Origin of the sequence: Parasedimentitalea maritima (genome assembly GCF_005771405.1) — a bacterium.
Taxonomy (GTDB): Bacteria; Pseudomonadota; Alphaproteobacteria; order Rhodobacterales; family Rhodobacteraceae; genus Parasedimentitalea; species Parasedimentitalea maritima.
Map to the genome: position 1 here is coordinate 320,150 of NZ_VAUA01000001.1, position 15,677 is coordinate 335,826.

Annotated in this window: 17 protein-coding genes; 9 read left to right on the top strand and 8 right to left on the bottom strand. The window is 55.7% G+C overall.

Translation table 11 applies throughout. From position 1 onward, the window contains the following. Nucleotides 1-133: 133 nt before the first annotated feature. Nucleotides 134-871: a helix-turn-helix transcriptional regulator gene (locus tag FEE96_RS01560; RefSeq protein WP_138161235.1), complete on the top strand. Its 738-nt coding sequence runs from the start codon at nucleotides 134-136 to the stop codon at nucleotides 869-871. A gap of 97 nt (nucleotides 872-968) precedes the next feature. Here FEE96_RS01560 and FEE96_RS01565 read toward each other — a convergent pair whose 3' ends face one another. The 4 genes from FEE96_RS01565 to FEE96_RS01580 all read right to left on the bottom strand — a co-directional run bounded on the left by FEE96_RS01565 (nucleotide 969) and on the right by FEE96_RS01580 (nucleotide 4,857). Further along, complete coding sequence (locus tag FEE96_RS01565; RefSeq protein ID WP_138161236.1) at nucleotides 969-1,457, bottom strand: PAAR-like domain-containing protein; 489 nt, start codon at nucleotides 1,455-1,457, stop codon at nucleotides 969-971. A gap of 193 nt (nucleotides 1,458-1,650) precedes the next feature. Beyond that, nucleotides 1,651-3,123 carry an NAD-dependent succinate-semialdehyde dehydrogenase gene (locus FEE96_RS01570; protein ID WP_138161237.1) on the bottom strand — a complete coding sequence of 491 codons (1,473 nt, stop codon included), beginning with the start codon at nucleotides 3,121-3,123 and terminating at the stop codon, nucleotides 1,651-1,653. Nucleotides 3,124-3,230: 107 nt separating this feature from the next. After that, on the bottom strand, nucleotides 3,231-3,716 hold the full coding sequence (locus tag FEE96_RS01575) for an Lrp/AsnC family transcriptional regulator (protein WP_138161238.1): 486 nt from the start codon (nucleotides 3,714-3,716) through the stop codon (nucleotides 3,231-3,233). A gap of 178 nt (nucleotides 3,717-3,894) precedes the next feature. Beyond that, nucleotides 3,895-4,857: an acetyl-CoA carboxylase carboxyltransferase subunit alpha gene (locus FEE96_RS01580; protein WP_138161239.1), complete on the bottom strand. Its 963-nt coding sequence runs from the start codon at nucleotides 4,855-4,857 to the stop codon at nucleotides 3,895-3,897. A gap of 200 nt (nucleotides 4,858-5,057) precedes the next feature. On the opposite strand from FEE96_RS01580, the gene FEE96_RS01585 reads away from it, so the two are divergent. Together FEE96_RS01585 and FEE96_RS01590 are read left to right on the top strand one after the other, a co-directional pair. Continuing rightward, nucleotides 5,058-5,900: an AraC family transcriptional regulator gene (locus FEE96_RS01585; RefSeq protein ID WP_138161240.1), complete on the top strand. Its 843-nt coding sequence runs from the start codon at nucleotides 5,058-5,060 to the stop codon at nucleotides 5,898-5,900. Continuing rightward, nucleotides 5,897-6,535, top strand: a complete 639-nt coding sequence (locus tag FEE96_RS01590) for a GyrI-like domain-containing protein (RefSeq protein ID WP_212744723.1) — start codon at nucleotides 5,897-5,899, stop codon at nucleotides 6,533-6,535. Before FEE96_RS01585 ends, FEE96_RS01590 begins: the two co-directional genes overlap by 4 nt. A 55-nt stretch (nucleotides 6,536-6,590) precedes the next feature. Here the strand turns inward: FEE96_RS01590 and FEE96_RS01595 are convergent, their stop codons facing one another. Further along, complete coding sequence (locus FEE96_RS01595; protein ID WP_138161241.1) at nucleotides 6,591-7,187, bottom strand: LysE family translocator; 597 nt, start codon at nucleotides 7,185-7,187, stop codon at nucleotides 6,591-6,593. A 72-nt stretch (nucleotides 7,188-7,259) separates the two neighbouring features. On the opposite strand from FEE96_RS01595, the gene FEE96_RS01600 reads away from it, so the two are divergent. Then, nucleotides 7,260-7,712, top strand: coding sequence for an Lrp/AsnC family transcriptional regulator (locus tag FEE96_RS01600; protein ID WP_138161648.1), 453 nt, complete (start codon nucleotides 7,260-7,262; stop codon nucleotides 7,710-7,712). Between the two features lie 424 nt (nucleotides 7,713-8,136). Here FEE96_RS01600 and FEE96_RS01605 read toward each other — a convergent pair whose 3' ends face one another. From FEE96_RS01605 to FEE96_RS01615, 3 genes are all read right to left on the bottom strand, one after another. Beyond that, the gene (locus tag FEE96_RS01605) at nucleotides 8,137-8,550 is read right to left on the bottom strand and encodes a hypothetical protein (RefSeq protein WP_138161242.1); all 414 of its coding nucleotides are present in this window, start codon (nucleotides 8,548-8,550) and stop codon (nucleotides 8,137-8,139) included. A 153-nt stretch (nucleotides 8,551-8,703) separates the two neighbouring features. Next, on the bottom strand, nucleotides 8,704-9,306 hold the full coding sequence (locus FEE96_RS01610; RefSeq protein WP_138161243.1) for a hypothetical protein: 603 nt from the start codon (nucleotides 9,304-9,306) through the stop codon (nucleotides 8,704-8,706). 64 nt (nucleotides 9,307-9,370) lie between these two features. Beyond that, nucleotides 9,371-10,330 (bottom strand): L-malyl-CoA/beta-methylmalyl-CoA lyase, encoded by a 960-nt coding sequence (locus FEE96_RS01615; protein WP_138161244.1) that lies wholly within the window; start codon nucleotides 10,328-10,330, stop codon nucleotides 9,371-9,373. Between the two features lie 306 nt (nucleotides 10,331-10,636). Between FEE96_RS01615 and dgcN the strand changes: the two genes are divergently transcribed. The 5 genes from dgcN to FEE96_RS01640 all read left to right on the top strand — a co-directional run bounded on the left by dgcN (nucleotide 10,637) and on the right by FEE96_RS01640 (nucleotide 15,517). Next, a complete protein-coding gene (gene dgcN, locus FEE96_RS01620) occupies nucleotides 10,637-11,638 on the top strand; it encodes an N-acetyltransferase DgcN (protein WP_138161245.1) in 1,002 nt (333 codons plus the stop codon). A 54-nt stretch (nucleotides 11,639-11,692) separates the two neighbouring features. After that, a complete protein-coding gene (dgcA, locus tag FEE96_RS01625; protein WP_138161246.1) occupies nucleotides 11,693-12,658 on the top strand; it encodes an N-acetyl-D-Glu racemase DgcA in 966 nt (321 codons plus the stop codon). 62 nt (nucleotides 12,659-12,720) lie between these two features. After that, the gene (locus FEE96_RS01630) at nucleotides 12,721-13,401 is read left to right on the top strand and encodes a hypothetical protein (protein WP_138161247.1); all 681 of its coding nucleotides are present in this window, start codon (nucleotides 12,721-12,723) and stop codon (nucleotides 13,399-13,401) included. A gap of 51 nt (nucleotides 13,402-13,452) precedes the next feature. Beyond that, on the top strand, nucleotides 13,453-14,313 hold the full coding sequence (locus FEE96_RS01635) for a D-amino-acid transaminase (protein WP_138161248.1): 861 nt from the start codon (nucleotides 13,453-13,455) through the stop codon (nucleotides 14,311-14,313). Nucleotides 14,314-14,359: 46 nt separating this feature from the next. Next, nucleotides 14,360-15,517, top strand: a complete 1,158-nt coding sequence (locus FEE96_RS01640) for an MFS transporter (protein ID WP_171021580.1) — start codon at nucleotides 14,360-14,362, stop codon at nucleotides 15,515-15,517. Nucleotides 15,518-15,677: the final 160 nt, after the last annotated feature.

Consider the following 15,677-nt stretch of genomic DNA (forward strand, 5'->3'; position numbering starts at 1 on the left):
ATAACTACGCAACTATCAACATTGATAGTTGTACTGCTGATCGGTGATTGAGTCGCCAAGGGGTTGCACCCGCCGGGTTTTATTCGATTCAATCAAATGCTGGTAAATTGTTGCGTCAGGTTGGGTTCGGTCAATGAAGAAAAACGAGCTGATTGATAGTTTGAACGCCCTCCTTAGTGCTGACCAGAATAATTCACGCTGGCTGGCAGCAGAGAGAATTGCCGACCAGATGGGTGTCAAAAGCATTTTGGTGGCTGAGGTCGAAGCGTCGCTAAAGGAAGTCGCCTGGATTTCGACAAATATGCCCGCGAGTTGGATGGAGGAATATCTGGGCGAAGACTACCTATCTCATGATCCTCTGGTCGAAGGTCTTTCGCGAGGGCCCGGACGCATACTGCTGCACTGCGGGCAAGCCCGAAAAAGCGAAATGGAAAACCGTAAGGTCTGGGCAATAAACCATGGATTGAAAAGTGTAGGGTATGAAACTCTGCACTGTAGCCGGTTTGGCGAAAGTGGCGGGTTCGGGCGGTTTGTCTCCTTGGCCTTCGAAGATGAACGCCCTGATCAAGTGCAGTCCGATATGGCTAGCAAAGACCTTTTAGCGGCATTGCTAGCATCTACCCTATCCCCGGAAGTGATCCCACACGATCTAACTTATCACACAAAGCAGCGCCCTCCTTTGTCCACTCGACAAAGAGAAGTTCTAAGCCTTTTGGCCGAAGGCATGATGACTTCTCGCATTGCTGAAACACTTGGCATTAGTGAGACGGCCGTGTCGCAACACTTTGCCAAGGCTCGAAAATCTCTGGGCGCGAACACCCGCGAACACGCGCTGGCACTGGCCATGTCTCGTGGTCTGATCTCTTTGTGAGAAAAATGAAACCCGATGCTTCGGACGCGGCAAGACAGGGGACCATCAATTGAGCCACCGGTTTTTGATCATAAGAACCACTGCGCTGCGCAGATTGCTACACGGGATGACCGCGTGCGGCACTTCCAACCATTGATATGAGCGTTTTTGCTAGTTTCTGCTGATCTTTGTCATCCTTACAGGCCTTCAGCAGCTTGCTGCATTCCTTCTTAAGCTGACTTTCGAAGGTCTTTTGTTGTTTCTGCGCCTGTTGAAAAACCTTGGCCGCTTGATTCGGGAACATCAGTTTTGATGCCTTCTTCCCAGTGGCCTTAACCGTGACGGAATGCCTCGCAAAAATGGTCGCCATCTTGGCGATCGATGCTGTTACACCTTTTGCGGTTCCGGCCTCGTCGCCCTTCGTCTTTTTGAAATTTGTCTTGAATTTCTCAATCTTGACCGACGCACTTTTGAAGTTTGACGATGCAATCTGGATGTTGGGGAAAGGAACCGGCACAAATGGGGCTGGTGGGGCCGGGACTTTGCACACATCAGGGAACGCAATTGATGCGCCGCCCTTCTTCTTTTTTGAGGAACCCGGAAACATGACCCCGTCATAATAGCAAATTTGGCCTCAGTTTGCTCCTAAAAAACTGACACGAGCGATTCTTTGCGCAACAGATCACCCCAGCGCAAGGTTTCTCCAGCAGCCCAATGGGGGAATTTACCAGGTGGATTGGCAAGCCGGCCGCGTTACCACCCGATAATTCAATTATTTGCCTATGCTGTTTTTTAGCCTCTCAACTCCAGTCGCGACACACATATTTAAGCTCGGTAAACTCCTCCAAACCATGGCGTGCCCCCTCGCGACCAAGTCCAGATTGTTTCACGCCACCAAACGGAATCGGCGGGCCAGTCACTGACGTGCGGTTGATCGCGACCATGCCAAATTCAAGCGATCTGGACATCCGATAGATGCGCTTGGGGTCCTGCGTATGAACATAAGCCACAAGGCCGTATTCAGTGTCATTTGCCCGAGCAATGACTTCGTCCTCGGTGTCAAATGGCGTCAATGCAGCAACCGGGCCAAATGTCTCGTCGCGCATGATTTCTGCGGTGCTGGGCACATCAACAAGGACCGTCGGTTCAAAGAACAGCGGCCCGGCGCTGTGCACCTTACCTCCCAGAGTTAGCCGCGCGCCCTTCGACACAGCATCAGCAACTTGCTCAGCCTGTTTTTGGACCAAGCGGTCATGCATCAGAGGACCGATATCTGGATCATCTTTTCCCGCCCCGACCGTCAGCTGACGGACTGCCCGCGTGAACCGCTCGCAAAATTCATCATAGATTGCCCGGGCGATAAACATCCGGTTCGCGCCAAGGCAATCCTGGCCACTGGTTGCGAATTTTGCGTTTATTGCCTCGGAAACGGCGCGGTCCAGATCTGCATCCTCAAAGACGATGAACGGCGCATGGCCGCCAAGTTCCAACACCAGCCGCTTAACCGTATTGGCACATTGACGATACAGCAGGCGGCCCACTTCGGTTGACCCCGTGAACGACAAAGCCCGCACACGGGTGTCGTCACACCAAGGGGTGACAATGGTTTTTGCGTCTCCCGGCAACACGTTGAACACACCTGCGGGTACGCCTGCGTCATCAGCCAGTTGGGCCAATGCGAGGGCGGACAATGGTGTCTCAGCAGAAGGATGTGCAACAATTGTACAACCAGCGGCCAAAGCTGCGGCAGCTTTGCGTGTTAGCATTGCCGAAGGAAAATTCCATGGCGTGATCAGCGCCACAACACCAATGGGTTCGCGCCAGAGTTCAACCTCGGCATTGACGAGATGACTGGTGATCCCTTCGACATTGGTGCGCTTGGCCTCTTCTGCATAAAACTCAACAAAACTGGCCGCATAATCAATTTCACCACGGGCCTCTGAAATGGGCTTGCCCTGTTCCGCAACCATGATCCAGGCCAGTTCCTCCCGGTTTTCTATGATCTTTGCGTGCCATTTCTTTAGAACCAAAGCGCGTTGTTGCGGTAAAAGTGCTGCCCAAGGGCCAAACGCATCCTGGGCGATCCGAACAGCATCCGTGGCCGCATTCGCATCCATCGCGGACACCTCAGCGATCTCATCTCCGGTTGCCGGATCCGTGACCCTAAACGTGGCTTTGGCCTGATGCCAGATCCCCCCAATATAGCCCCCGGTTTTCACCAAAGGCATTTGTTTCAGCGATACCGCCTGCGTATTTTCCATCGTGGCCAACATGGCAAAACCCCTTATTTTTCGGGGAGCTTAGGCGCTTGCAACAGATGATGAGGCCGAAAATGCCTGTCAATTCAGATGAAACAACCGTCGAATCGCCATTTGGCAGCTTATTCGCCTGAAGTGCCGGTAAATAGGTGTAGTGGTGGCCCTGGCTGGCGAACGGTTTTTGTCACGACATAGGAGTAATAGCGCGCAATATCACCAGAGGCTTCCAGCACGGATTCAATCAGATCCTGATAGGCTTCAATGGTAGGTGCGACGACTTGAATGAGATAATCATAGCCGCCACCAATTGCCCAGCATCCGGTGATTTCCGGATGGTCGCCGATGGTGCGTTCAAAGGATTGGAACCGGGCCACGGCATGGGAATCCAACTCTACCGTTACAAATACGGTCACGGCCCCGGGTATTTTCCGCAGATTTATCTCTGCCCGATATCCCGAGATCAGGCCGGATTTTTCTAGCCGCCGCAGACGTTCCCAGCATGGCGACGGTGACAGGCCAACTTGTTCAGCCAAAGCAGCCTTGGTGATCCGCCCATTGTTGGACAGAACTCTAAGGATTTGGAAATCGATACGATCAAGCTTGAGCATGCCGCCCTATTTGCTCCACTCAAATTAGGATCAATAGCTGAACCATAATGCACTAGGGTATTTGTGACGTTCAAGTCATGCGTACTGTTGGTGCACCCAAGTTGAAATGTCCATGAATACAAAAAGCCCCAAACCTCTAGGGCCGGGGCTTTCTCAATAGCTAACCAAACAGGAGGATTTAGGCCGCGAGACCCTTGGACCCCAGATCCAGATACTTCTGTTGGCGGTCTTTGATCAGTGCCGGGCCGTCCATGGCTTTCATCTCGTCCAGCAGGTTCTGAATGGCATCACCCACAGCGGCTATAGCGGTCTCTGCGTCACGGTGGGCGCCGCCATTGGGCTCATTCACCACATAGTCAGCGACACCCAGTTCCTGCAGGTCCTGTGCGGTCAGACGTAGTGCCTCGGCGGCTTCGCGCATCTTTTCGGCGTCTTTCCACAGAATCGACGCACAGCCTTCGGGTGAGATTACGGAATAAACCGAATGCTCCAGCATCGCCACACGGTTGGCTGTGGCAAAAGCCACTGCGCCGCCAGAGCCGCCTTCACCGATCACCACCGAAATCAGCGGTACGCCGATTTGCAGGCAGGCCTCAGTTGAACGCGCAATTGCTTCGGACTGGCCACGCTCTTCGGCACCTTTGCCGGGGTAGGCACCGGGGGTGTCGACCAGTGTGATCACCGGCAGGCCAAATTTGTCTGCCATCTGCAACAGGCGAATGGCTTTGCGATAGCCCTCAGGGCGGGCCATGCCAAAGTTGCGCTCGATCCGCGATTTGGTGTCGCTGCCTTTTTCATGGCCAATCACCATCACCGGCTGATCGTTGAACCGCGCTAGGCCACCCATAACCGCATGGTCATCGGCAAAGTTCCGGTCGCCGGCCAGTGGCGTATATTCAGTAAACAGAGCTTTGATGTAATCTTTGCAGTGTGGCCGTTCAGGATGGCGTGCCACCTGACATTTGCGCCATGGGGTCAGGTCTTTATACAGGTCCACCAGCAATTGTTCTGCTTTGGCATCCAGCGCTTCTGCTTCGGCCTCAATGTCCATCTCTTCATTGGCCCGCGCCAGGGCACGCAGCTCTTCCGCTTTGCCTTCGATTTCGGCCAGGGGTTTTTCAAAGTTCAGGTACTGGGTCATATCGCCTCACACGCGCGGAATTTCCCGATATATGACCCTAGGGCGGGTCAGATGCAACTGTTGGCAGGCTTAGGATTAAGCGGTTGGCCAATTTGAAGCAGAGAAAGCTACCAACCTGAGCGAATGTCTGCTTCAACTCAGCAAGATTTGTAACCTGCCGCCATGGCACATCTCCGGCGACTAAGGAGCAGTAAGACTAAATGCCAAACAGTTACGAAGACCGGATCCTGCGGGTGCTGAGCTACATCCATGACAACCCTGCCGGGGACCTGTCACTGGATACCATTGCCGATGTTGCAGCCATGTCGCGGTTTCACTGGCACCGGGTGTTTCGCGCCATGACGGGTGAGACCTGCGCCCAGGCAGTGCGCCGCATCCGTCTGCACCGGGCCTCGATCTGGCTGGTGAACGATGATCGGTCAATCGACCAGATCGCCGCTGATATTGGTTACCCCAACACTGCCAGCTTCGCCCGCGCCTTTGCCGAGATGTTCGGCGCGCGTCCAGCGTCGTTTCGCGCTGCGGGCCGTGCACTGCCTCCTGTGTCGACACTCAAATCAGGAGATTTCAGAATGTACCCCGTTACCATACGCCAAGAACCAAAGCGTCGTCTCGCCTCGATCCGCCACGTTGGGGCCTACTACAAAATCGGTAAGGCGTTCGAAAACCTCGTCGCAATCTGCACTTCGCGCAATCTGTGGCCCGATGTTGGTGGCTTTGTTGGTGTCTATTGTGACAACCCCGAAGTCATCCCAGAGGACAAGCTAAACAGCCGTGCCGGGGTGATCTGGCAGGGGGATGTGATCCCCGAAGGGTTAGAGGAATACAATCTGCCCGGCGGCAAAACCGCGGTGATGACTTACAAGGGACCATATGCCGGGCTGGCCGAAGCTTATCAAACCCTGTTTGGTAACTGGCTGCCCAACTCAGGCGAAGAACCTGCCGATATGCCCTGTTACGAGATCTCGCTGAACTCGCCGCGTGACACCGCGCCCGAGGATCTGCTGACAGAAATCTGTTTGCCATTAAAGTGGACCTCATGATCAAAAAACTTGACTTTAAACGCACCTATAAACCTGAATACACTGGCAAAGTCGGGCGCTGGGATGATCTCGTGATCCCCTCCATGCCCTATGCGATGGTCGACGGGCAGGGCGATCCCGGGGGGGCGGATTTTGGCAAGGCCATCGCAGCACTTTATTCGGTGGCTTACGGGGTGAAATTCAAATGCAAGGCGGCAGAGCAGGATTTCACCGTGCCCCCGTTAGAAGCGCTGTGGATGGCGGATGACCCAACCGCATTTGTGCGCAATGATCGCGCGGCTTGGGTCTGGACTGCTATGATCCGCCTGCCAAAACATGTATTGCCAGATATGCTTGAGCAGGTGCGTGAAACAGCGCTAAGCAAGCTGGCCAAGAAGAAAGACCCGCCAACGGATGCTGACACCTTGGGGCGGGTCTATCACGGCAGGCTGGAAGAGGGTCGCTGCCTGCAAACTCTGCATGTTGGCCCCTATGCCAATGAGGCTGCAACGCTGGCGCATTTGCATGATGAACTGATGCCGGGGCAGGGGCTGACCTTTAACGGGCCACATCATGAGATTTATCTGAGCGATGCGCGGCGTGTTGCTCCTGAAAAGCTAAAAACAATTTTGCGCCAACCAGTTGTGCCAAAATGAAAAAAAGCCCGACGCAGGCGCCGGGCATAGTTCAGGAAATTGTGAGGTAGGTCTTTTAGCTGGGCCAGATCACTGGATATAGCGAGGCCACAAGCAGTACCGCCATAGTCCAGTTGAAGGCGGTCAGGCGGCGTGGGTTCGTCAGCACCCGCGCCATTTGCTGGCCCAGCACGGTCCACGAACTCACCGAGGGCAGATTGACCGCGCCAAACACCACGCCCACCAGCAAGATCGCGGTTAGGGTTTGGTCTGGCGTGTAGGCGCTGATGGCGGTCAGCGCCATCGCCCAGGCCTTGGGATTCACCCACTGAAATGCCGCCGCTTGCAGAAATGTCATCGGGTTGCCACTGGTTTCACCCGCCTCGGCAGGCCCCGCGTTGGCGATCTTCCAGGCGAGGTACAGCAGATAGATCACGGATCCGACTTTCAGCACCGTATAGCTGACCGGATAGGCGTCAAAGACTTGCACCAACCCGGCGCCGACCAGCAGCACCATGAACACAAACCCCAGCGCCACTCCCAGCATATGCGGGATGGTGCGGCGAAAACCAAAGTTGGCCCCCGAGGCCATCAGCATGAGGTTATTTGGTCCCGGCGTGATGGACGAAACAAAGGCGAAGAGCGCAAGCGCAAGGAATATATCATAAGTCATGCGCTAAGGTTTGCGATAAATGCACCAAATGTAATTGCGTTTTGCGGCGTGATTGGTGTATTTCTGCAATATATGGCGAAAATGGACCGCATAAACCAACAGATATTGCACGAGCTGTCATTGGATGGCCGTATCAGCAATCTGGAACTGGCCGACAGGGTGGGCCTGTCCCCTTCGGCCTGTCTGCGTCGCGTGCAGGATCTTGAGCAAAAAGGCATCATCACCGGCTACCGTGCTGTGCTGGACCGCGAGGCAATGGGGACGGGGTTTGTGACCTATATCGCCGTCGGGCTGGGCGATCATACCAAACACGCGCAACACGCGTTTGAACAAGCGATGGATGCAGCATCCGAAGTGGTGGAATGTCACAATATCACTGGCACAATTGAATATCTGTTGCGAGTCGAATGTCCGGACCTGCCCAGCTACAAACGCTTTCACACCGATATCCTCGGCACCTCACCCTATGTAACGGCCATTACCACCTATGTTGTGATGGGGTCGCCCAAGGATCTGCGCGCGTGAGTGTGGCAACTCTGGGATTTGAGTACTTTTAGCAAAAAGAAGCCCAAGACATCGCGCAACACCGATGTTTCTTTTTGCTGAAAATACTCACTGCGAAACCTTTGCGACAGGCGGGCGAAATGAGGCATGGGGTTGCGCACCCGGCGTACGCCTCTGTAACGCGATATTCTCTATCCTGTGGCAAAACCGTGACTGATCGCGATCACCACCGGGCCTAGCACCCCTGGCATCAGGAACAGAGCCCCGATTGGGGATGGGCAGAGACAACGTTTAGCTTGTGGGATTGATCTCCCTCTCATCTCCGCTTTTGGCGGTACCGCCTTTCTTACTTCAGAACAGGACTTAGTGTTCAACCACCCTCATCACCGGTCAGCCCCGCGGCACCGGACCACGGCCCCGTGCCATGGCCCGCCGTTTTGGCGTTCTACAATCCCATCCAATAAACCAGCAGTGCGCCGCTATAGAGTGTGTCCACGGTAAAGCAGCTGAGAGTGTACCAGGAAAAGAACGGGACACCCGCACCGTAGTGTTTGAAGATGTCCCAGACACCATGCCCAAAGATCGCGGCGATGACGAACAAGGGCCAAACCATAGCGCCCAGAACGGACGCAAGGATAAGGACGCAGGCAACCAGAACCTCCAGTTTCAGATACTCCCGCCGCGCATAGGCCTCGGTCATATAGGTGAAGTTCATGGTGATCGAAAAGAACGCCGCGATGAGCCAGACGTGTACCGGCGGCAACTGCCAGTGGAAGAGGATCAGGAGGACCACATAAAGGCTGGCCACCAGGGCCAGCTGTTTTTGTCTGCGTTGAAAGAAGGAATTAGCCTGCGACATTTGGAGTTCCATGATTGCAAAGTAGGGAGTGCAACCCCGGCGACAGGCTAAGGATCGCGCACTTTGCGATACAGGCTACGCTGTTGTTGCGAAAGGTAGAACGCGGGTTGAGGCCTGCGTCATATTGTGACGCTTGAGGGCTGAAAACAGTTCTCAGCCTTCTGGCAACAGATACCGAACCGCAATTTCTGGTGAGGCTAGGATCGGCACATCTGTCACCGCTTGCAGCACCTTCGCCGCACCAGCCATCGAGGCTTGGGCAAGCACAACGCAGCTGAACTGTTGTTGCTCCAGTGCGGCCTCAATGCCAGCTGCAATAGCACTGGCAAAATCGTCAGCCTTACCAGCCTCAAACAGCGGCCAGTGCTGTGCCAGCTTCAGGCAAGTCAGTTGTGGATCCATTTCGCCAAAGGCCCGCCGTAATAACGCTTCGGACGGTTCGGCGGTGCTGTCGAGACAATAGGCCATCAGCACCGGCCCACCGATTTGTGCTGCTTCTTGCATCATTGGCCAATCGATCCGGGTCGCGCCAGCCTGTTCCGCGACTTCGCCAATGGTGGTGCAACTGCACAGAACCGGGCCGTCTGCGGCTTGGATCGCCAATGCAATCTCGGTCGCCAGAACCTCGTCGATACCGTCTTGCGCCCGCGCCAACCAGTCTTCGCGCACTGTGTGGCCCAACTCGGCATCAGGGGCCAGAGTGTTGAACGTATCGGCATGAACATGGGCTGTATGGAACAGGGTCAGTTTGGTCATGATATGTCCTAAACAAAAGGGCGCCCCGCGGGACGCCCCAGATTGCCGCGAAAGTAAAGGCGCGTCAGCTTCCTGCGATCAACTCGGCCTGAGCCACGATCACCTCGGCTTGTTTGATGCTGGCGATATCGACCAGTCGGCCCTTGTAGACGGTCGCCCCTTCGCCATTGGTCTTGGCAGTTTCCATCGCGTCCAGGATCTCGCGCGCTTCGGTCACGGCGGCATCAGACGGGGTGAACACTTCGTTCGCCAATGCGATCTGTTTTGGGTGGATGGCCCATTTGCCGACCATACCCAGTGTCGCTGACCGCAAGGCTTGGGCGCGGAAGCCTTCGTCGTCGGAAAAGTCACCAAACGGCCCATCAACTGGCAGCACACCATGGGTGCGGCAGGCAGCGACAATTGCGGTCTGTGCCCAGTGCCAAGGATCCGACCAATGCTTTTCGTCACCGCGCAGCATGTAATAGTTTTCTTGTGTGCCACCGATACCGGTGGTCTGCATTCCCATAGAGGCGGCAAAATCCGCAGCCCCCAGCGACATCGCCTGCAAGCGAGGAGACGACGCTGCAATCGCCTCGACATGGGCGATGCCCGCAGCCGATTCGATGATGACCTCAAAGCTGATCGGCTTGGTGCGCCCTTTGGCGCGCTCAATCGCGGTGACCAGTGCATCCACAGCATAAACATCTTCGGCACAGCCCACCTTGGGGATCATAATCTGGTCAATCCGATCACCGGCCTGCTCGAGTAGGTCCACCACGTCGCGATACCAATAGGGTGTATCCAGCCCGTTGATCCGCACCGACATGTACTTAGTGCCCCAGTCGATGGTGTTCAGCGCTTCGATCACATTGGCGCGGGCGGTGTCCTTGTCGCTGGGGGCAACGGAATCCTCGAGATCCAGATTGATCACGTCCGCAGCTGAGGCCGCCATCTTGGGGAACAGTTTGGTATTCGATCCAGGGCCAAACAGCTGGCAGCGGTTTGGGCGGGCCGGGGCAGTGGGCTGGATGCGAAAACTCATTTGCGGATCACCTGTCTGAGTAAGGAAGTTACGATTTTGTCTCGATATGTGTTATTAAATTGCGTTGATGTGCGCAAGTCCAATTGTGCGTCTGCAGCATTGCGAACGCAGCAATGGTCGTGGTTGCGCTATCAAGCACAAGGATCAGTGGTGCTAGGCCAATTGTCGGGATAATCTTCGACGTATTTTTGATTTTGCGGGAGTATCGTGCGTATGACGTGGGGCGCGAAAGGTAATTTGGGAACTCATCGCGCTGGGGCTCAATTAGAGTCGCGCGGACAAAGAAATTCCATGGAGTGCCCCAAGATGATCGAGACCCCTTATCTGCTGTTCCTGGGTGACGCACCCGATATGCTTGCTGCCAAAGTTGCCATTGGCATCCGTGACTGGCGTCCTGAAAACGCCGTAGGTCAGTTTCGTCTGCCCGGCTGTGGTGCTGATCTTGGTCTGACCGAGATGTCGCTGGCCGAGGCTCAAGCTGCCGGTGCCAAGACACTGGTGATTGGTGTGGCCAACCGGGGTGGGGTGATCTCATCCGCGTGGAAAGAAGTGCTGATTCAGGCTCTGGAAATGGGCTATGATCTGGCGTCGGGCCTGCACAACCTGCTGCGCGACGAGGGCGATCTGGTCGCTGCGGCACAGACTCATGGCGGCACCCTGCACGATGTGCGCGTTCCAACCGATGGTTACCCAATTGCCAATGGCGTTAAGCGCAGCGGCAAGCGGTGTTTGGCAGTGGGTACCGACTGTTCGGTTGGCAAGATGTACACCGCCCTGTCTGTGGACGCTGAAATGCAGAAACGTGGTATGAAATCCACCTTCCGCGCCACCGGCCAGACCGGTATCCTGATCACTGGCCACGGTGTGCCTTTGGACGCAGTAATTGCTGATTTCATGGCGGGTTCAGTTGAATATCTGACGCCCGACAATGATGCGGATCACTGGGATCACATCGAAGGGCAGGGCAGCTTGTTCCACATCTCCTACTCTGGTGTGACCATGGCTCTGGTGCACGGCGGTCAGCCGGATGCGCTGATCCTGTGTCACGAACCAACCCGTGAGCATATGCGCGGATTGCCGGGCTATGACTTGCCGTCGCTGGAAGAGTTGCGCGATACCGCGCTTCCACTGGCCCGCAAGTCCAATCCTGCCTGTCAGGTTGTTGGCATTTCGGTCAACACCCAGCACCTGAGCGATGATGAGGCTGTCAGCTATTTGGCTGAGGTCGAAGCGCGCATGGGGCTGCCAGCAGTTGACCCATATCGTCACGGTGCAGAACGTCTGGTGGACGCGCTGGCCGCAGTCTGATTTGTAAGGGGCGTTTGGCAACAGACGCCCTTTTTCTGTCAAAAGGATAGAGACATGAAAATCACCGTGACGCCGGACGTCTTCAAACTGGCGCAGGTCTTTACCATCTCGCGCGGGTCCCGGACCGAGGCCAAAGTACTGACCGTCAAAATCGAAAAAGATGGCGTGACTGGTTGGGGCGAATGTGTGCCCTATGCGCGCTATGATGAAACGCTGGATAGCGTGACCGCTGAGATTGCCGGTTTGCCCACTGATTTTACACGGGACGAATTGCAGTCGCTTTTGCCCGCTGGTGCGGCGCGCAATGCAGTGGACTGTGCGCTGTGGGACCTTGAGGCAAAACAAGCTGGTAAACCTGTATGGGAATTGGCAGGTCTGCCAGCGCCGGGACCGGAAATCACCGCTTATACGCTGTCGCTTGATACACCAGAAAAGATGCAGCAACAGGCGGCAGAAAACGCCTTTCGCCCCCTGCTGAAGATCAAGCTGGGCACACCGGATGACATGCCCCGGTTGGAAGCCGTTCGTGCGGGCGCGCCTGAGTCCAAGATCATCATCGACGCCAACGAAGGCTGGAGCGCCGAGGTCTATTCCGACCTTGCGCCGCATCTGGTGCGTTTGGGCGTTGAATTGGTTGAGCAGCCCTTGCCTGCTGGTGAAGATGACGCGCTGATTGGCATGGATCGCCCGGTTCCTGTCTGCGCGGATGAGAGCTGTCACGACCGGACCAGCCTGCCCAAGCTAAAGGGCAAGTATGATGTGGTGAACATCAAGCTGGACAAAACCGGCGGGTTGACCGAGGCGCTGAAGCTGCGCGAAGACGCGCTGGCCGAAGGTTATGATGTCATGGTTGGCTGCATGGTCGGATCCTCGTTGGCAATGGCGCCGGCGACACTGCTTGCGCAGGGTGTGGTGTTTACGGACCTTGACGGGCCACTGCTGTTAGCCGAAGACCGAGACGAACCATTGCATTTTGACGCTGCCGGCGTGCACCCGCCTAGACCGGCACTCTGGGGTTGATCTTGGCCTAGCGCATTGTGTTAGCAACGGCCGACATTTGATTTTTGCGATTGGAGTGTACTATGGGCCTGGCCGTTACCGTTGGAATATTGATCGATCTTTTGTCCTTTGATCCAGAAGGGGCGGATTGGTTTCGAAACGACATGGACGCTGTTAACGCGACCCTCTCAGAGGTGGGGATAGAATCGCATGTTGAACCGACGGAAGGCTCGATTTTTTCGGCGGAGATGTTCGGATACAGCGGATTGCACGCCCTTCGCGAAGTGGCAGGGTTAGTTTGGCAAGGAAAAGCCGTGCCGCAGAATGTGATGTTGGATGGGTCAGACACACATGCGGGAGCCACGCTGTTCTCGGCCATTTTGGATTATTACAATCATCGCAAAGGAGAGCAGCCGCCGTTTGCCCATTTGGTTTTCCACGGCGATGCGGCTGGCTATTATGTGCCTGTTGATTTTCCTCTGCCCGTTGCACCGGAAGTGATGGATGAGGAATTTGCACATCTTTGGCCGGTGGGGTCGGTGCAAGGATTGCAGGCTGAGCTGAATACACTGGCTCAGATACTGCAAGTGCCGGACGAGATGACCAGTGGGGCAGTGCCGCTGGACGATTGGATCGCGGATTGGCCCCCGGAGGGAGACGCGCCAATCTATCTGTTTCAGCCTGTGGCGACCTATAGCCTGTTGGTTTTACGCGACGCCAGCGCCTATTCGCTTAAAACCAACGCCGCTATTGGGTTTGAATGATTGACCCGCAGGCTCAGGCTTTCTAACTGGATCTCAAACAAGGAGACGCAAATGACTCGTACCGTATATGTAAACGGTGAATATCTGCCGGAAAATGAGGCCACAGTCTCGATCTTTGACCGCGGCTTTCTGATGGCGGATGGCGTCTATGAAGTGACCACAGTTCTGGACGGCAAGCTGATCGATTTTGACGGGCACGCTGTGCGCCTTCAGCGTTCGCTGGACGAGCTGGAAATGCAGGCGGCTTGCTCCAAGGATGAATTGCTGGAAATCCATCGCCAGCTGGTTGAACGCAATGGCATTGTCGAGGGTCTGGTCTATCTGCAGGTTACCCGTGGCTCTGACGGCGACCGGGATTTTGTATTCCCATCGGCGGACACCAAGCCGACTATTGTGCTGTTCACTCAGAACAAACCTGGTCTGGCCGACAACCCCGCCGCCAAGAAGGGTGCCAAGATCATCTCGATCGAAGACATCCGCTGGGGCCGTCGCGACATCAAGACGGTGCAGCTGCTGTACCCGTCGATGGGTAAAATGATGGCCAAGAAAGCTGGCTGTGATGATGCTTGGCTGGTCGAAGATGGCCATGTCACGGAAGGCACCAGCAACAACGCCTATCTTGTCAAAGATGGCAAGATCGTAACGCGGCCACTCTCCACCGACATCCTGCACGGCATCACCCGCAAGGCGGTGCTGCGTATGGCTGCTGAGGCACAGATGGAGATCGAGGAACGCCTGTTCACCATCGATGAAGCCAAAGAGGCGGATGAAGCCTTTGTCACCTCCGCTTCTGCCTTTGTGATGCCGGTTGTTGAGATTGACGGTGTTGCGCTGGGCAATGGGACACCGGGCCCAATCGCCACACGTCTGCGCGAGATCTATCTGGACGAAAGCCGCAAAGCAGCGATCTGACCTAACTAAGACTGACCCGCCAATGACCGCCGAGGAGCCATCATAGATGCCTGATCCCCGGACAGCTTGGCGGGTTGTGACCGCCATGTTCATCTTGAATGGCGCATTGTTTGGCATCTGGGCATCGCGCATTCCTGCTGTGGCAGTCCGCTTCAACCTGAGTCCGGCTGATCTGGGTGGGTTGTTGTTGCTACTGGCAGCGGGAGCCATTGCGTCCTTCCCTTTGGCCGGACGGTTCGCGGACAGGGTCGGTGCGGCCAAAGTCACTCGGAAAGTGGCAATAGCTTATGTCGGGGCACTGTTCTTGATCGCTATTGCCCCGACGAATCTGGCACTTGCTGCTGCTCTGTCCCTGTTTGGGGCAACACATGGCGGCATGGATGTGGCGATGAACGTCTGGGCCGCCGAGGCAGAGCGATATATCGGTCGACCGGTGATGTCATCTTTTCATGCGATGTTTAGTCTTGGGGCAGGTTTGGGGGCAGGGTCCGGTTTTGTGGCAGAGACTTTTGACATTGGAATCACCCCTCATTTCATCATCGCAGCGACCGTGGCTGCTGCCATCACCCTGACGTCGGCAAGGGCCGAGTGGACTTCAGATGTTCGGGAAACAGGCCCGGCAGGACCGATTTTCAGACTGCCCAAGGGGCCATTGTTTGCGGTTGGGTTCATCGCGTTTTGCTCATCCTTGGGTGAGGGCGCCATGGCCGACTGGAGCGCTATCTTTCTGGTGCATTCATCCGGTGCAACCGAGGCTCAGGCGGCTCTGGGTTATACTGTATTTTCGATAGCGATGGTTGTGATGCGACTGCTTGGGGATGGCATCACGCTGCGGTTGGGGGCCGTTGGTGCGGCGCGATTGGCTGGATCAGTGGCTACGGTCGGTGTGTTGTGTGCGGTGGGTTTTGGTACCTTCGGTATGGCGTTGACCGGGTTTTTCCTGATGGGAGTTGGCTACGCGATGATCATGCCACTGGCTTTTAGCCGGGCCGCAAATGATCCGCATGTTTCACCGGGAGCTGCACTCGCGGCTGTCTCTACCCTTGGCTATGGCGGGTTGTTACTTGGCCCGCCGGTTATCGGTTTCCTAGCCGAGGTGACATCGCTGAGGGTGGCGTTTTTGTTCCTGGCGGTTTTGGCCGCGATGATCGTGCTGTTGAGTAAAAAGATTTCTATGCAGGACACGCGAAAGACATCCCCTTGAAACAGGTTGTGCCTTCGACATCATTAGGGGGAGGTTCTGCATGTCGAAGGCCTAAGTAGGATTGCCCTGATGTCAGCTCTTATCCGTCGTGTTCTCGTTGAACGAGACTTCGAACTCGGCTTTTTTACATGGGCGAGATCTTGCGGGTAGAGTTAGGAGC

Bases quoted from the DNA above. Each gene is read 5' to 3' on its own strand.
- FEE96_RS01560 (WP_138161235.1), top strand. From the start codon at position 134: ATGAAGAAAAACGAGCTGATTGATAGTTTGAACGCCCTCCTTAGTGCT.
- FEE96_RS01565 (WP_138161236.1), bottom strand. From the start codon at position 1,457: ATGTTTCCGGGTTCCTCAAAAAAGAAGAAGGGCGGCGCATCAATTGCG.
- FEE96_RS01570 (WP_138161237.1), bottom strand. From the start codon at position 3,123: ATGTTGGCCACGATGGAAAATACGCAGGCGGTATCGCTGAAACAAATG.
- FEE96_RS01575 (WP_138161238.1), bottom strand. From the start codon at position 3,716: ATGCTCAAGCTTGATCGTATCGATTTCCAAATCCTTAGAGTTCTGTCC.
- FEE96_RS01580 (WP_138161239.1), bottom strand. From the start codon at position 4,857: ATGACCCAGTACCTGAACTTTGAAAAACCCCTGGCCGAAATCGAAGGC.
- FEE96_RS01585 (WP_138161240.1), top strand. From the start codon at position 5,058: ATGCCAAACAGTTACGAAGACCGGATCCTGCGGGTGCTGAGCTACATC.
- FEE96_RS01590 (WP_212744723.1), top strand. From the start codon at position 5,897: ATGATCAAAAAACTTGACTTTAAACGCACCTATAAACCTGAATACACT.
- FEE96_RS01595 (WP_138161241.1), bottom strand. From the start codon at position 7,187: ATGACTTATGATATATTCCTTGCGCTTGCGCTCTTCGCCTTTGTTTCG.
- FEE96_RS01600 (WP_138161648.1), top strand. From the start codon at position 7,260: ATGGCGAAAATGGACCGCATAAACCAACAGATATTGCACGAGCTGTCA.
- FEE96_RS01605 (WP_138161242.1), bottom strand. From the start codon at position 8,550: ATGTCGCAGGCTAATTCCTTCTTTCAACGCAGACAAAAACAGCTGGCC.
- FEE96_RS01610 (WP_138161243.1), bottom strand. From the start codon at position 9,306: ATGACCAAACTGACCCTGTTCCATACAGCCCATGTTCATGCCGATACG.
- FEE96_RS01615 (WP_138161244.1), bottom strand. From the start codon at position 10,330: ATGAGTTTTCGCATCCAGCCCACTGCCCCGGCCCGCCCAAACCGCTGC.
- dgcN (WP_138161245.1), top strand. From the start codon at position 10,637: ATGATCGAGACCCCTTATCTGCTGTTCCTGGGTGACGCACCCGATATG.
- dgcA (WP_138161246.1), top strand. From the start codon at position 11,693: ATGAAAATCACCGTGACGCCGGACGTCTTCAAACTGGCGCAGGTCTTT.
- FEE96_RS01630 (WP_138161247.1), top strand. From the start codon at position 12,721: ATGGGCCTGGCCGTTACCGTTGGAATATTGATCGATCTTTTGTCCTTT.
- FEE96_RS01635 (WP_138161248.1), top strand. From the start codon at position 13,453: ATGACTCGTACCGTATATGTAAACGGTGAATATCTGCCGGAAAATGAG.
- FEE96_RS01640 (WP_171021580.1), top strand. From the start codon at position 14,360: ATGCCTGATCCCCGGACAGCTTGGCGGGTTGTGACCGCCATGTTCATC.